12 protein-coding genes are annotated in these 15724 nt (G+C 53.3%); 1 reads left to right on the forward strand and 11 read right to left on the reverse strand.

Going from position 1 to position 15724, the window contains the following annotated elements:
- Positions 1-18: 18 nt before the first annotated feature.
- Complete coding sequence (locus LQ229_RS08285; protein ID WP_216538624.1) at positions 19-831, reverse strand: hypothetical protein; 813 nt, start codon at positions 829-831, stop codon at positions 19-21.
- A gap of 124 nt (positions 832-955) precedes the next feature.
- On the reverse strand, positions 956-1732 hold the full coding sequence (locus LQ229_RS08290) for an ABC transporter ATP-binding protein (RefSeq protein WP_216538623.1): 777 nt from the start codon (positions 1730-1732) through the stop codon (positions 956-958).
- A 174-nt stretch (positions 1733-1906) separates the two neighbouring features.
- On the opposite strand from LQ229_RS08290, the gene LQ229_RS08295 reads away from it, so the two are divergent.
- Positions 1907-3187, forward strand: a complete 1281-nt coding sequence (locus LQ229_RS08295; protein ID WP_216538622.1) for a methyl-accepting chemotaxis protein — start codon at positions 1907-1909, stop codon at positions 3185-3187.
- A 364-nt stretch (positions 3188-3551) separates the two neighbouring features.
- On the opposite strand, the gene LQ229_RS08300 is transcribed toward LQ229_RS08295, so the two are convergent.
- From LQ229_RS08300 to LQ229_RS08340, 9 genes are all read right to left on the reverse strand, one after another.
- Complete coding sequence (locus tag LQ229_RS08300) at positions 3552-4520, reverse strand: Gfo/Idh/MocA family oxidoreductase (protein WP_216538621.1); 969 nt, start codon at positions 4518-4520, stop codon at positions 3552-3554.
- 123 nt (positions 4521-4643) lie between these two features.
- Entirely contained in the window at positions 4644-5663 is a 1020-nt protein-coding gene (locus LQ229_RS08305; RefSeq protein ID WP_216538620.1) for a zinc-binding alcohol dehydrogenase, read from the reverse strand.
- A gap of 37 nt (positions 5664-5700) precedes the next feature.
- Positions 5701-8730: a heparinase II/III family protein gene (locus LQ229_RS08310; protein ID WP_230191404.1), complete on the reverse strand. Its 3030-nt coding sequence runs from the start codon at positions 8728-8730 to the stop codon at positions 5701-5703.
- Positions 8731-8740: 10 nt separating this feature from the next.
- The gene (locus tag LQ229_RS08315) at positions 8741-9634 is read right to left on the reverse strand and encodes a carbohydrate ABC transporter permease (protein ID WP_230191405.1); all 894 of its coding nucleotides are present in this window, start codon (positions 9632-9634) and stop codon (positions 8741-8743) included.
- A gap of 17 nt (positions 9635-9651) precedes the next feature.
- Positions 9652-10614 carry an ABC transporter permease subunit gene (locus LQ229_RS08320; protein ID WP_356710082.1) on the reverse strand — a complete coding sequence of 321 codons (963 nt, stop codon included), beginning with the start codon at positions 10612-10614 and terminating at the stop codon, positions 9652-9654.
- A gap of 63 nt (positions 10615-10677) precedes the next feature.
- Complete coding sequence (locus tag LQ229_RS08325; protein WP_230191407.1) at positions 10678-12315, reverse strand: ABC transporter substrate-binding protein; 1638 nt, start codon at positions 12313-12315, stop codon at positions 10678-10680.
- A 157-nt stretch (positions 12316-12472) separates the two neighbouring features.
- Positions 12473-13309: a sugar phosphate isomerase/epimerase family protein gene (locus tag LQ229_RS08330; protein ID WP_230191408.1), complete on the reverse strand. Its 837-nt coding sequence runs from the start codon at positions 13307-13309 to the stop codon at positions 12473-12475.
- 16 nt (positions 13310-13325) lie between these two features.
- A complete protein-coding gene (locus LQ229_RS08335) occupies positions 13326-14615 on the reverse strand; it encodes a Gfo/Idh/MocA family oxidoreductase (protein ID WP_230191409.1) in 1290 nt (429 codons plus the stop codon).
- A 40-nt stretch (positions 14616-14655) separates the two neighbouring features.
- Complete coding sequence (locus LQ229_RS08340) at positions 14656-15711, reverse strand: Gfo/Idh/MocA family oxidoreductase (RefSeq protein WP_230191410.1); 1056 nt, start codon at positions 15709-15711, stop codon at positions 14656-14658.
- Between the last annotated feature and the right edge of the window lie 13 nt (positions 15712-15724).

The raw sequence follows: 15724 nt of genomic DNA on the forward strand, positions 1-15724 counted from the left end.
GTCAACTCCTTATCCCCTTTACCCGGCCGCCTGGCGGGCGTCGACCTTCACGAGCCTCCATTGTCCGTTATCCCATGACCAGATCGATTGAATGAAAGCGATCGTATCGAGCTCCGACACACCGCCGATCCGCTGAACGCCGTGCAGCTCGCACGATCCGTTTTGATCGATATCGGTCGGACTCAACATGCTGTACGGACCCGGCATGACCGCCACTTGCCGTTCAAGGCTGCCGTCCCGGTACACGCCCATTTGATCGTACAACGTTTTGCGGCCCCGCAAATCCACCGTGAAGGTTTGACGGCCGTCCACCGTCAATTCCGCCTTGTAGTTGTCCGCGAATCGACCCGACACCTGAATAACGGGCGGAGCCGGTACGGTTACCGGCTTATTGTCCTTAAACGAGTAGATGTAGTAATCCGACGCGCCCGTTTTTTCGTCCGTCCTTACCGATACTAATATGTCGGTAACCCGGTCGCCGTTGAAGTCGCATAACTTCATTTTCGGCACATAACCGCCCCGCACCGATATGATAGCCTCGTTTTCCCCGTTCGACTCCGGCGCTTTCGCATCCTCCACCACAAGATAAAGGTTGTGGTACAACGCTTTATTCGATTCGCCCGATCGCTCGCCCAGCAGCCAAATTTTATCCTTTACCCGATCCCCCGTTACATCCGTTTCGGTTGTCAACAATACTTGCGCGTTCGATAGATTGCGCGGCACGGCGGCCATCGGGGACACAGCCGTTGCCGTCCCGCCCCAAGTCCATAGCAGCGCCCCGCAGGTTACGGCGGCGAACGCCGCCGACCGCAGTTTTGTACGGTAATGCACGAATCGACGAACTCCCTTCCATTATATTTCTTATTCGTTATAATGCGTGTTCAAAAGGTCAACTGACTTTTTGAACTGCCTCTTATAGGAATAGGATGTTCTATCGATTGCCGTCGCATACCCTTCATTCGCCAAGCATAAGCCACATTCGTCCGCCGCGGCGCTGCACCTCGATCGGAGCGCCGAAAAACGAACTTAACGTTGCGGAGGTCAACATGTCTGCCGTCGCGCCCGAATTATAGATTTCTCCCTTTTTGATAAGAAGAGTATGGGTGAAGCACGGCACAATCTCTTCGATATGATGGGTAACATAAATTAAAGTCGGCCCGTCCGGCTGTTCCGTAATCCGTTCGATCATTTGCAGCAATTGTTCTCTGGAAAAAATATCGAGACCCGTGCACGGCTCGTCCAAAATAAGCAATTTCGGCTCGGCCATCAAGGCCCGGGCGATTAACACTTTCTGGCGTTCGCCTTGGGACAGCGTATCGTATGTTCGGTCAAGAAGGGTTTCGCAACCGAGAAATGTCATTAATTCCAACGCCTTGCCGCGGTCCTGATCGTCGGTTCGGTCGTACAAGCCGATCGTGGCAAATTTGCCGCTTAGCACGATATGCTCCGCCGTTTGATGGCCGTACAGTTTTTGCTGCAAGGACGTGCTGACCCATCCGATTTTTTTGCGCAATTCCCGCAAATCCACTTCGCCGAATTTTTCGCCTAACACGGAAACTTCACCCGTCGTGGGCCACATGTATCCGTTGACCAAATTCAGCAGCGTCGTTTTTCCCGAGCCGTTTAGCCCCAGCAAGCTCCAATGCTCGCCGGGACGGACTTGCCATGTCATGCCGTTCAGAATCGTTTTGTTGTCCCGTTTCCATGATACGTCCTTGATATCGATAATCATCGATTTCCAGCCCCTCTCCACATATATACCATGCTAAAGATTTTGCGCCTATTTTTCAACTTCGGATTTTACCGTAAACGGCCAAAAAATTCCTTTTTTTGCCTTTTCAATTTACAATTTTCAATTATAATAATTATAAATACCTATCGCAATAACGATCAGAGGAGCGTTCAGATGAAATTCAAATTTGGCATCATGAAAAAAATCGTACTTGGAATTACGACCGTATCGATCATTACTTATGGAACGAGCGCTTTTTTTATTTTCGTATTGATGCGATCGTTTGCCCACCTCATGCCGCAATGGCTGTTTATACTATTGACGTTGTCGCTCGGCGTTTTCTGGACCGGTTTTCTCGGCTGGATCGCCGCCAAATGGTTCATCAGGCCGCTTTTGCAGTTGACGGACGCGGCGAATCGGGCTTCGGCCGGCAATTTGCAAGTTGAAATCGTACCAAGCCGTTCCGACGACGAGCTTAGAGCTTTATGCCTTTCCTTCAACGCGATGATCGCCAATTTACGGCATATGATCGTGGAAATATCGACGAATTACCGAGTGACGGATACAAGAATGAACGAATTGAAAACGTCCATTCATCAGGCGACTGCGCATGTGCAATTGATTGCCTCCACCGTCGAGCAAATGTCCGACGGAGCCGAGCGGCAGTCTCAATCGTCGCGCAATATGTTCGGATCCGTCGAGCGAATGACGGAAGCGGCCGAAGAAATCCATCGCAAAATAAGCGAGACGACCGCCCTGACCGATCAAATGGCAAACGCCATCGACTCCAATGCGAGTACCATTCAATCGCTGGTCGGCGGTATGGGCAAACTGGCAGCCTCGAGCCGGGAATCGATTGACGTTGTGCGCGATTTGGAGCATAATGCTAACGAAATTAGCGAGATTTCGTCCGTTGTGGGAGAGTTCGCAACGCAAACGAATTTGCTTGCGTTGAACGCTTCCATCGAGGCGGCGCGCGCCGGCGAACACGGCAGGGGTTTCGCGGTCGTGGCGGGCGAAGTGAAGAAACTGGCGGAACAGAGCGCGCTTGCGGTCGACAACATTAATCAAATTATCGATCAAATGCAAATCAAAGTCGGAAATACGGTGCAGAAAATAACGGAGCAAATGGAGTTGGCCGAGAAGGAGCATACGCATGGGGAAGCGGCGGAACGGGCGCTGACCTTGATGACCGAGCAGGCCAATCAAGTGGCGCAGGCCGTTACCGACATTTCGGCCATGATTTCCGTCCAAACCGAGCAAGTCCGAAGCACACTCGCGGAAGCGCGCTCCGTATCCGATATTGCGGCTCTGATTAATGCCGGAGCTTTGGAAGTGTTCGCATCGACCCAGGAGCAAAATTCGATCATGGAAGGCATCTCCGGGGCATCCGACCAATTATGGGAACAGTCCGCTAACTTGAAGAAGCGGATCGAGACATTTCATGTGGGGTAACAAAAATATGTCGGGGAACTTGCGAGATCCCGGACATTTTCTTTTATATCGCCTTTTGCCGATATCCCGGTCATTCAGGAGCTGTCGTCCATCATAACATTCATCTCACCTGACAAGATGGTCGTCGCTATTTCGGATTAGTTCCGAAATCTGGCGCTAATTTACCGATTTATCGACAGAACTCGGTCATGAGAGGTAATAACCGGCGCTAATCTGTTGAAGATCATCCGATTCGCCAAACCCGACTGAAATTGACTCCGCAAAATACCGGTATATCTCGCACAACACTCCATGAGAACAAAACAACCCCAGTTTTTACCGTTACAATGATAAAAGCTTCATGGCGAGTTGTGGCAAGCCTCTCCTACAAAGGCACAGGCTGTCCCAACGCCGCCGAATGCAGCGCGGCGACCGTTACTTGCTGCGTCTTGAAGGCGTCCTCATAGGGAGACAGGATGCCGCTCGCATCTCCGGTTCGAACCGCGCGGATGAACGCTTCATTCTCGGCGACTACAGGATTCGCCGTATTACGCCATTCCTCGGTCCGATCTTTGCCGATCTCCGTTAGGCTGTTCATTCCGAGCTGCAGCACGCCCCGATCCGTATAAATATGCAGTCCGATCTTCTCCGTCATCGGAAGGATGCATGTATTGGATATCGAAGCGATTGCGCCGCTGGCCAGCTTCAACGTAACCGTCCCCACATCGGCGACCGTCACTCCGTCTTCCGCTTCATGCATAACGCGATTGGCGTAAGCGGCGTACACCTCGCGAATTTCACCAAGCGTATAGCGAAGCAGATCGACGAGATGCGTCGTCTGCTCGATGAACTGGCCGCCGGATCCTTCTTGCTTGCGCCACCAAGGAACTTTGGGCATGTCTCCCATCCAGAATCCGAGCGCGGAGCCCGTTTTCATCGTCTTCAACAGCGAAATGGCCTTCGTCGTCGACTCCATATAACGAAAATGGTATCCGACCGATGTGATAACCGGTTTGCGCTGCAATTCCGCCAAAATTTGCGACGGAACTTCCAAATCGGTCGCAAGCGGCTTTTCCACGAAAAAAGGAATGCCCCGCTCGATTAGAAGACGCTCGATCTTGCCGTGCGCCATCGGGGGCACGCAAATATACACCGCGTCCAATGGGATGCGGTCCAACATTTCCTCGACAGACGCAAAGGCCGTCGCGTCCGGCCAGTCCGCCGCAAATCTTTCCGCTTTCTCCATGCCGGAACCGCAGACCGCCCTCACTTTCACCCCGTCCATGCGCGACAAAATTTCGGCATGCGTTCCCGCAAACCATCCGGTTCCGATTATTCCTACGTTGACATTCATACGATCAGCCCGCTCCCATGAATTAGATTTTACCAGATCTCGGGAAAATCATAGCACGATTCGGCGGTTCCGATCAATGACCGTGCGGGTGAAAAGTCAATGAAGCTCGATATCCTCCGATCGCTAACTTCCGTAACGAATTACAACCCCGAGCGCAACACCCCGTTCATGCCGCAGCATCTCGTATCCTTCCGCCGCGCGCTCCAACTCGATTTCATGCGTAATGTAAGACGATACGTTCAACAGCCCTGCCTCAAGCTGCCGCACATATTCCGCCATATTCCGCGCCTCGGTCCATCTGACATAGCCTTGCGGATAATCAACGCCCTTCTCTTCATAAGTTGCATCATAACGCCCCGGCCCGCCGGCTCGGGCGATAACGATATCGGCTTCCTTCCGGAACAGCTTCTCGCGGTCGAACGCCGTCGGCACGTTCCCCACGATTGATAGTACTCCACGAAATGCCAGCCGGTCGAGACACATATCCAACATGCCTTCGCGTTTCGTATGCGCGTTAAGCGATACGGCGTCGAAGCCGCAGCCGCCGGTATATGCCTGCATTCGTTCGTCCAGGCGGGCATCGTCGGCCGTATAAGCGTCTCGAATTCCGCTCCGCTGCGCCAATTCCACGCGCTGTTCATTCTTATCCGTTGCGAACACCCGATAATTGGCATTGGCGCATACGCGGGCAATCAGTTGTCCGAGCAGTCCCAAGCCCACGTTCCATACCGTTTCGCCGAATTGCAGATTCATTCTGCGCACGCTATGGATCGCAATCGCTCCCAATCCTACGAACGCGCCCTCGCGCAGCCGTTCGGCCGACGCCAACTTCACGCACAGCCGTTCGGGCACGGAGAGCAATTCGCCATGGTATACGTAAGGGCTCCCGTAACAGGCTACCAAATCTCCCTTCCGTAAAGTCGCCACTTCCGGCCCGATCTCGACGACCTCTCCCGCAGCGCTGTACCCCAGGGCGAATCCGTCGGGGGTGTGCGGATTGTTCAACAGCCCGAGTTCCGTCCCCGGACTAATCGCCGAATATCGCAATTTGACAAGCGCCCTATTCGTCTGTTCCGGCCCAAGCCCCGGTTCCGGCGTATCCGCCAGCTTCGCCTTGCCGCCGGAAGCAACCAATTGCTTCATTCGCGCATTCCTCCCCAAGTTTGAGTTTGGCGTCATTTTATCCCCACTGCAGAGCATATCCGGCTTCGATATCGAGGATGTCGAATTTTTCCCCGGATCGAAACGGCCTAAGCAACTCGATCTCCATTTTCTTCAAATCGAGCATTTTGCGAATAACGGCCTCGCCGCCGAACTCTCCCTTAATCTTCTTGCCGCTGAAAGGAGATGCGATCTTGTCGGTCGATGCGTCGATTCCGAGCGGCAGCGGATAATAAGATTCCAAAATGCAGCCGTCCAGGTTTTTCACGATTCCTTTCGACAAGACGACCGAATCCTTCAACGAGATCGTCACGCGCCCCTGCATCTCCCTGACGCTCCTGACAGGATAAAAGACGCTTCCTGACCGATGCGGCGCTTTGATCCTCACATATTTCGGTTCCTCGGGGGGCAGATGTGCGGAAACGGTCAACGTTCCTGCCGCAACGTCCAGCCGTTCGATCGTATGCCACGTCCGGTCCCGTCCGGCATACCGTTGTCCGCGGAATGTCATCTCTTCTCCGTGAATGCAAGCGGCGTCCAGCACCGCGCCGCCGCGGTCAAGGCGCACCCAGGCGCATCGTCCGTACACCCTCCATTCTCCATATTGGGTATCAAGCTTGATCCGGCCGTCTTGCGGACGGTAAGCCCATAAATCGGTCTTTCCGTCGCCGAATTCGACGCACAGGGCCGTCACATCCGGATCGCCGTAAAGCAGCGGCCGCATGCGAAAGATCGGCGCTTCCCCGTTAGCCTCGCGTGTAAAGGATACGGCCGCGAACTGTTTGACCGGCCGGACGCTCCGCTGGATCAGGAAGGGGTGCTGCGTCTCTCCTTCCAGACTGGGCCCAAGCCCGGTAAACAGACGGTCTTCCCTGTCGCACAAGCCGAGCCAATGATGTTCGAAGCCGGTGGACGATGTCCAGACGGCATGCGCCGCTCCGTGCGGTGCGCGAAACTCCTCGACGCGATGAATATAACCGTATCCGTTGTTCGGTTCCGCCGTCCACTCACGCTCTTCCTCCCCTTCCAGCAAGGAAGCGAAGGTTTCCCCTGTCGTCAGGCGCTCGCCGAAGCTGAGGCCGGGCGCGTCGTAGTCCGGTTTCTCCGCCTCGTCGACCCCCGCCAGCGTCCAATGCCCGGCTGCAACGGGAAGCGCCTCCTTCAATTCCAATTCGCTCCGCTCATGAAACGCATGGAAGGCGTAATCCGCCGTTTCCGCCCCTTCAACGTAGAAGAAGTCGACCGTATAGGACGCCCCGCCTGCCGGCAAGATCGCCAGCATACGCTGATACGCCTCGATGCCGTGCAGCTCCGGAGTTCTCCCCTCCATTGCCGCGACCCGATCCGATTCGTATACGAAAGAGAACTCCCCGCCGGCGAACGGCTTGTAAATCCGATTTCGCTCCATCGTTCGGTCGCAATTGACGACAACCGTATTGTGCGCAACCGCTTTGGAAGCCCAGCCGTAGTGGCCGTTGGTGCCGTAGATGCCGTAACCGATGTCGGCGCTGATCTCCTTGCCGAACGCATAGTATTGATAGGCCAGGATGTCGTCATGCGCATGCGTACGGTTCGGACCGACCCGCATGAGCGCCGTCGTGCCGTTCGCGTCGCGCAAGACGGCTATTCCCGCCTGCCCCATGATCGTGTTATCTTGCGGCAATGCGAACGGTTCCGGCGCGGGTTCGTCCGGATGAGCGAAGAACAGATCGACGCCGCGATCCCCCAATTGCGACTCGAGCAGCGGGGCCAATTGGACGAGCACCCGCTTCGCTTCCGCCTTCATCGTCTCATCCGGCGTGAACTGGTAGAAATACAGGGCTGCGCGGTACGTCTCCGCGATAAGCTTCGGATTCGCCTCGCGGCTGGCCGCCCCGTCCCTTCCCCAATCCCCGAAGCTGGGCAAATGGCCTTGGCACATCATCTCCAGCGGGTTTTGCACCGCAAAACGGAAGAACCGGCCGCAAGCGAACGGATGGAACTCCGCAAGCTGTTCGCCGTTCGATGCGCGCAGCGCCAGCATGGCAATGTCGAGAAATACTGTGCCGGTAAACAGCGAGTAGCCGTATGAACCTTCGTAATACATGCCGTCGCGGCCGATCGCGTTATAGAAGTACGCTTCAACAGCGCGAACGCCCCACTCGCAATAATTCCGCTTGTCCAGCACGAGTCCGACCGCAAGCATAGCCCTTACCCCGTCCGACTCGTGGTTTTGCAAGTTTGTCAAATTCCCGTCCCGCAAATCGTATTCCGGACCGCCCGCTTCGGACAGCTGGTAGTCTTCCAGCATCGCCACAATATTGGCGCGAATCGTTCCGCTTCGGCCGAGCGACGCCAAGGCGGGCGACGGCTCATCCATTTCCGGCAGATCATGCAGCCAATCGTAATCCGAAGCGAGGCACACCTTCACGCGGTGAACGATGCTGGTTAACAGATGAAGCCGGCCGATCTCGAAATCGCTGCCGAACGGCGTGAAATCGCGTGGGCCCTTCGTTCCCGGATTGATGGCAGAGAATGCGTCGAGAATGACAATCGCCTTATGCGCGTAAGCTTCGTTCCCGGTCAGCATGTACATGTACGTTAGTTTGGTTGCCATGCCTTCATGGTTCCTCACTCCGCCCAGCAATTCGCCGCCCATATAGAAATTCCACATTCCGATCAAGTAGTATCCTTTCCGATCCCTTTCAATCCCCAATCCTTCGTCCGGACATTGTTCGTTTGGAAATACGGTGCTGCATGACGGGCATTTTAATTGTTTGACCGGCAAATCTTCGATTTTCGAAAACAGCGGACGCTGCTGCTCCGGCTCCATCGGAAACGGCCGGCCGCATACCGGACAGCCTGAGATGCCGTAAGCGAACGTCTGACCTTGCATCCCCAAGACGCAATCGTAGATTTGTTCGTCGGAGTACTCGAGGAACTCGTCACATTGGCGCTTCATGCGCTCGTACGCCTTTTGCGCCCAATGAAATTGTCCGATATTGCGCCAGGCGTTGCTTACGTCCCGGGAAGTAAAGCAGATTCCGTACTTCGGCTTGATCGTTTTCATCTTACGAACCTCACCCTTTCAACGAGCCGATCATAATTCCTTTCACAAAATATTTCTGTATAAACGGGTAGACGCGAATAATCGGAATCGTGGCGACCATGATCGTGGCCGCTTTAATAATGCTCGGATTGACATTGGCAGCGTCCTTATTGAACGCTTGCTCGTACTGCTCGAATTGCTGCGAGCCTTCGATGACGATTTTCCGCAACACGGTGCCTAGCACCGTTTTGTCGGGATCGCGAATGTAGAGCAAAGAGTCGAACCAGGCGTTCCAATGCGCGACCGCGTACCAGAGCGAGATGGTGGCGATGATCGGGAGCGACATCGGCAGCACGATCCGGAACAAGATACGCAGGTCGCCGGCTCCGTCGATTTTGGCCGATTCTTCGACTTCGGCAGGCAGTGACATGAAATAATTACGCACGATAATCATCGTAAAGGGAGCGATCAGCCCCGGTAAAATTAGCGACCAGCGGCTGTCCATCAAGCCAAGCTCGCTGATAAGCAAATAATTGGGGATAAGACCGCCGCTAAAGAACATTGTAAATATAATGAGCAGGGTCCACACGTTACGGTTCGGCAAATATTTTTTGGAAAGCGGATACGCACATAGCACGGAGAAAATGACGTTTAGCAGCGTCCCAACCAAAGTGCGGAAAAGCGTATTGTAGTAACCAGTCCATATATACTTGTTGGAAAGCACCATCTTGTAGCCTTCCAGCGTAAATTGTTCAGGCCATAAACGCAAACCGAACGTATTGGAAGCCGACGGTGTGCTGAAAGAAACCGAGATTACATTAAGGAACGGATATACGCAAGTGACCGCAAATATAGTTAACAAGACAACGTTGCACAGATCGAACAACTTGCTGCCGAGCGATTTTTTACCTATAGTCAATGACATGGCCTCTTCTCCTATCCTTACCAGATTCCGTAATCATTGAAACGCCGAGTGATAGAGTTGGTGACGATTATTAAAATGAGAGCGATCAAGTTGACGAACAATCCTGAAGCGGTCGACAATCCGTATTTCATTTGCGTAATTCCGATACGGTATGTGTAGGTGCTTAGCACATCCCCAACCTCGTATACGTTTTCATTATAAAAGTTAAAAACCTGATCGAAATCGTCGTTAATGATGCCGCCTACGGCGAAAATAAACATAATGGTCACGACCGGCATAATCGCCGGCAGCGTAATATACCTCATCTGTTTCCAACGGTTAGCGCCGTCAACGACCGCCGCTTCATACAATGTCGTATCTACATTCGATAACGCGGCCAGGTATACGATCGAACCCCAACCGATGCTTTTCCATATTTCGGTGGAAACGAGCAATGTTCGAAACCAATGTTTATCTCCAAAGAAAAAAATCGGATCCCCGCCAAACAAAGAAATAATATAGTTGATCGTCCCTCTCGTCGGTGAGAACAACTCCATGAAAATACCGGCCAGTATAACCCAGGACAGAAAATGGGGCAAATAACTTAATGTCTGTACAAACCGTTTAAAAAAAACTTTGCGCAATTCATTTAATAGAAGCGCAAGAATAATCGGCGCCGGAAAGCCGAAAATCAGTTTGTAAAAACTTAGAATGAGCGTATTCTTCAACGCGCGCGGAAACTCCCGGCCTTCGAACAGAAATTGAAAGTTCTCCATTCCGACCCAAGGGCTGCCGAAAATGCCTTTGACTACTTTATAATCTTTAAAGGCAAGGGTAATCCCGTACATCGGCAAATATTTAAAGACAATGAAAAATAATAGACAAGGCAGCAGCATTAGCAGCAAATACCGATGCCTGTAATATGATTTCAGCCATCGCTTGAATCTCCCTGGTTGCTTCACCGGAAGAGAAGGGGCCGTATCCTCAAGCGCCGTATTCATGTCCATCCCTCCATCGGAAAGGGCGGTCAATGCCTGGGGAACCGACCGCCCAACAAAATGCGCTTACTTCAAGCTTTCCATCCACTCGTTCGCTTCCTTCGTTAGCGTCTCGCCGCCGCGCTGATACCATTCCTTGACGAAATTGTCGAATTCGTCGAGCGGCTTCTCGCCGTTAATAATGGCTGCGAACGTCTCCTTTTGCAATTGCAACAGGCTCTCGTAATATTTCGAATCGGACGGAAGCGACGTCTTCAACGCGTTCTCATATCCTGCGCCTTCATGCTTATACAGTTGATCGGCAATGCTAAGCGCAGTTGGGTTCGTCACTTGCTCGCGGAATTTGGGCTGATCGAACGGAGCGAACGTAATATTCGCGCCAATCGCAGCTTGTTTCTCGTTGTTGCCTTGATACTCTTCCTTCCAGGCGATGGACACCCCATCCGGCGCTAATTCCGAATGCTCGCCGAACGTACCGTACTTCATCTGCTTCCATAGTTCGAAATCTCCATAAATCGCATCCCAGATTTGCATGATGCGATGTTTCTTGTCCGGATCGTCCCCGGTGTTTTTCCCAAATGACATGTAGGTTAGTCCAACCACGCCGGGAGTGATGTTGCCGAATTTGCCTTGCGGGCCTTTCGGCGGCGCTCCGTAAGCGATTTCGGCTTTCGGGTTCGCTTCCTTCACGGCAATCCAGTTGTTGCCGCCTGCAGAACCGGTTTTCTCGTCCCCGGGCGTCCAATGGTAGTTCATCCCGTGGCTCGATACCCCGATCTTCCCGTTGATGAAGTCGTGCGACAACGCCCAGTAATCGCCTTGGTTTTCGCCTGTTTTCAATACCCATTCCGGATTGATCAGATCGTCCTTTTTCCATTTGGCGAGAACTCCAAGCGCCTGCTTCGTTTCCGGCAGCACGCCGCCCCATACCAGCTTGCCGTCGCGTTCGAACCAAAATTCCGGATACAGGCCGAACGCCCCGTAAATATTTTTGAAGCTCGATACGGACATGCCGTACGTATCCTTCTTTTTGTTGCCGTCGGGATCGTTATTGCGGAACTTATACATCGCTTCTTCCCATTCCTCCAACGTTTCCGGCACTTTCGATATGCCGACGTTATCCAGCCAGTCTTTGCGCCATGCGACCGCGTCGCTGCGAACCCCTTCGGCGTTAATGCTCGGAATCCCGATATATTCCCCTTGATATTTTACATATTTCCAAATATTAGGATCGTAGGAATCGACCAGTTTCTTATAATTCGGCATATACGTTTCCAATTCTTCCTGCGTATAACCGACCGTTACGCCGTCCTCGTAAAATTTGCGCAAATCGGCCGCGCTGTAAACGGTCATAAAATCCGGAAATTCCTTGTTTGCGAGTCTAGTGCCGAGCAATTCTTCCCGCTTCGTGACGTCGAGGTACCAAATGTTGAACTTGACGTGAAAGCGGTCTTCGAGCATTTTTTTGTTGACCGCATTTTCGTCGACAGGCCCATATTGGTAGGTAAGCCATTCAAGCGTGTACGATTTCTCTTCGGGCTTCTTGTCGGCATCCCCGGACTTCGAACCGGCATCCGTCGTCGGCGTTTGCGTTCCCGCTTCCGTTCGCGCTCCTTTCTCTCCTCCGCTGCAGGCAGCGACGACAAGCATCAGAATAACCAGCATCGTTGCCGAGAAGCGTCTGCCCCATTTTGTCATGCTCATAGTGAACCCTCCCCAATCGTAATCGTTTTTGCACGGCAAGATAAACCGCTTTCATTTCGTTGTTTTACAACTGTAAAGCTTACATTTTTATCTTAAAAGGCAGTAAAATTAAAGACAAGGACTTTATATCGTCTTTAAATAAACGAGAGACTGATTGTTACAAACTTCCGAGAATAGCTTGCATTCGCTCAATCGAACGAATCGCGCCTTCCTTCTGCTCCTCGCTTCCCTCATATTCCACCGTCAGCCAACCGTCATAACTTTTGTCTTTTAATACCTGCAAAATATGTTCCAAATCGACAATTCCTTCGCCGGAAACTTTGCCGACGAAACGGCGCCCGGATACAGAAACGTAGACACCCCCTTGTTCATCGTCTACCGGCAAGAAATCTTTGAAATGAACGTGCGAAATATAATCGATCAGTTCCGACAAGGCTTCGTTCGGGTCTTCGTCTACAAGCAGAAAATTACCCGTGTCGAAGGTACTGCGCAGAGCCGGCGAATCGACTTCGCGTATAATCTCAAGCACTTGTCCTGCCTTGCCCGCGAACAAACCGTGATTCTCCAGACAAAGCACAATCCCCTTCGCCTCTGCATATGCGGCGGCTTCTCTTAATCCGTCGATAATACGCCGCATCGCCGCATCGAACGTCGAACCCCGCTCCTGGTCTCCGGAGAAAACTCGCACGACATTAGCGCCAAGCCGTTGCGCCATATCGATTGAATCGAGGATATCCCTTACTTGCTCCCGATGTTTCCGCGGGTCGGCAACGGCCAAATTGTTGCAAGCGCCGAAACAGGCCAATTCCAGCCCGTTCCGTTTGAGCGCTTCTTGAACTAACGGCACTTCCTTGTCCGGATCTCTCCAGTAGGCGCTGAGCAATTCGACGCCCTGCACTTTCGTCGTGCCGGCAAAATCGATAAACGAGACATTGTCCATCACCTTCCTGTCGATATAATCGTGCACGCTCCAAATGCTTAAACTGATTTTCATCCCGTATCCCTCCCGGTTAGGTTCCTTGTCGAAGATCCGCCTGCAATAACGCCTTGAACTCTTCTCTCATCCCGCTTAGCGCGACCGCTTCCCCGTTTTGAAGGCGTGACCGTTCGGCGGCGAACGCGATCAGATGGCTCTGTACGGAAATTTGGGCCGCAGTAAGCGACGATACGTCCGGATCTCCCGCCAATTCGCGGATGAAACTGCGAATTAGCGCCTCGTCTCCTCCTCCGTGGCCCTCCTCCGTCGCATGTACCCGAACCTCGTTCTGCCGCTGTGTCGCAAAGTCGTAAATTGTAAATTTCCGTTCTTCCATGCAGCCGCGAATTTCTCCCTTCGTTCCCATGATATGGACATGGCGGGAGCAGTCATGAGTAAAGCCCGACATCGAGAAAACTGCCGTCGCCCCGTTTGCGAATTCCATCGCGACGACCTGGTGATCGACGACATCGTTGTCGCAGCGGTAGACGCAGCGCCCGTAAGGGCCTTCCCGCAACGCCTGCAGAATGCTGCCGTTATCGGTCGCGTCCGTGAAATGCAGCGCCCAGTCCTTCCCTTCTCCCAAGTAAAAACGGGATGCGGAGAAAGCGCATTTCGCCTCATGAGGGCAGCCGTCCGTACATCGCAGAGGAGCACCTTCCGGCGCGTTCCCTTCACGGAAATGGAACAATGAGCCGTACGAAGAGACGCGTACGCACTCCTCGCCGACAAGCCAGGCTATCAAATCGGTGTCGTGGCATGATTTGGCCAGAATCATCGGACTGGATTGTTCCGAACTGCGCCATTTTCCGCGAACAAAGCTGTGCGCGATATGAAAGTAGCCTACGTTCTCGCTTAGCTGCAAGCTCACGACGTCGCCGATCGCCCCGCTCGCGATCGTCGCGTGGAGTTCCGACCAGAACGGCGTATAGCGGAGCACATGGCAAATCGTCAGTTTTCTGCCATAGTGCGCAGCCGCCCGCTCCATCCGTAAACATTCCGCCGGATCGGGCGACATCGGCTTTTCCAACAAGACGTCGTACCCAAGCTCCAACGCTCTCATCGTCGGCGCGAAATGCATGCGATCCTGCGTGCATATGATGACCGCGTCGGCGAATTTCGGCTTGCGAAACACCTCCTCCCAATCGGCGAATACATATTCGGCCGGAATCGAATGTTCGGCCGCAAACGCTTCGCGTCGCTCACGCCATGGTTCGGCGACAGCGGCGATTTCCAGCTCATGCGGGTATTTCCGGGCGTACGGAGCGTAAGCCAAAGCTCCTCTGGCACCCGCCCCGAGCAATATTGCCCTAACTTTCCTCATGCCGGTTCCTCCTCCGATATTCGAACTTATGCCCGTTCTCCTAGAATCGAATTTCCTCGCCTTTGGCGCTCGATTCGTAAATGGCGCCCAATATTTTCATCATTTCGACGCCGTCTTCCACCGGACTGAGCGTCTTGCCGCGGCCTTGGCAGCATTCGATGAAATGGTCGATTTCACGTTGAAACCCGTCGGCGAAGTCGAATGTGGGCGCATCGATTTGCGGGGCCAGATTCACGATCGTATCATGCATTTCGGTCGCGATCGCCAGTCTAGGTTCCAATTCCGCTCCGCCCCGATCCCCGTAGAGCTCGACGGAAATCCGATCTTCCTTCGCATGCAAGGCGAAGCTGACGTCCACGAACAGCGAAGCTCCGTTCTCGAAGCGGATGAGCGCGTTGGCCAAGTCTTCGACCGTGTTGCGATCGCCTTCGTCGGCGGCTTTATAATAGGATAAATTACGAATATTGCTCCGATTCCCTAGCCGGCGGTACGAATTGCCGGTCACCGAGCTCACTTTCGGCTTGCCCATCATGTACCAGGCGAGGTCGATGACGTGCACGCCCAGATCGATCAAAGGGCCGCCCCCGGAACGTTCCCGATCCGCGAACCAGCCGCCCGGATTTCCCAGCCTTCTCAAACAAGAAGCTTTGGCATAATAGATTTCCCCCAAATCACCCGCATCGATAAATTTCTTCAATACCTGCGCATTCATACCCAGCCGTCTCACATAGCCGACCTGCAGCGTTTTCCCGCTTTCGCGCACCGCCGCTTCCACCGCCAGCGCTTCTTCCACCGTTTTGCAAAGCGGCTTTTCGCACAATACATGTTTTCCCGCCCGCAAAGCGGCAATGCTGATCTCCGCATGGCTGTTATTCCATGTACAGACGCTGACCGCATCTATTTCCGGATCTTCCAGAAATTGGTGGTAGTCGACGTATACTTTGCCGATCCCGTACGCTTCCGCCTTCCGCTTGGCCCGTTCTTCGTTCATATCGCAAATCGCCGCCAGTTCCGCGTCCTTATTATTTTTGTACGAGTTCAGATGAACGTCGGAGATGCTTCCGGCTCCGATGACCGCCGCTTTCACTTGGCTCATTTTCCTTTCCTCC

It is taken from the genome of Paenibacillus sp. CECT 9249 (genome assembly GCF_918697855.1).
Taxonomy (GTDB): domain Bacteria; phylum Bacillota; class Bacilli; order Paenibacillales; family Paenibacillaceae; genus MSJ-34.

Bases quoted from the DNA above. Each gene is read 5' to 3' on its own strand.
- LQ229_RS08290 (WP_216538623.1), bottom strand. From the start codon at position 1,732: ATGATTATCGATATCAAGGACGTATCATGGAAACGGGACAACAAAACG.
- LQ229_RS08295 (WP_216538622.1), top strand. From the start codon at position 1,907: ATGAAATTCAAATTTGGCATCATGAAAAAAATCGTACTTGGAATTACG.
- LQ229_RS08300 (WP_216538621.1), bottom strand. From the start codon at position 4,520: ATGAATGTCAACGTAGGAATAATCGGAACCGGATGGTTTGCGGGAACG.
- LQ229_RS08305 (WP_216538620.1), bottom strand. From the start codon at position 5,663: ATGAAGCAATTGGTTGCTTCCGGCGGCAAGGCGAAGCTGGCGGATACG.
- LQ229_RS08310 (WP_230191404.1), bottom strand. From the start codon at position 8,730: ATGAAAACGATCAAGCCGAAGTACGGAATCTGCTTTACTTCCCGGGAC.
- LQ229_RS08315 (WP_230191405.1), bottom strand. From the start codon at position 9,634: ATGTCATTGACTATAGGTAAAAAATCGCTCGGCAGCAAGTTGTTCGAT.
- LQ229_RS08320 (WP_356710082.1), bottom strand. From the start codon at position 10,614: ATGAATACGGCGCTTGAGGATACGGCCCCTTCTCTTCCGGTGAAGCAA.
- LQ229_RS08325 (WP_230191407.1), bottom strand. From the start codon at position 12,315: ATGAGCATGACAAAATGGGGCAGACGCTTCTCGGCAACGATGCTGGTT.
- LQ229_RS08330 (WP_230191408.1), bottom strand. From the start codon at position 13,309: ATGAAAATCAGTTTAAGCATTTGGAGCGTGCACGATTATATCGACAGG.
- LQ229_RS08335 (WP_230191409.1), bottom strand. From the start codon at position 14,615: ATGAGGAAAGTTAGGGCAATATTGCTCGGGGCGGGTGCCAGAGGAGCT.
- LQ229_RS08340 (WP_230191410.1), bottom strand. From the start codon at position 15,711: ATGAGCCAAGTGAAAGCGGCGGTCATCGGAGCCGGAAGCATCTCCGAC.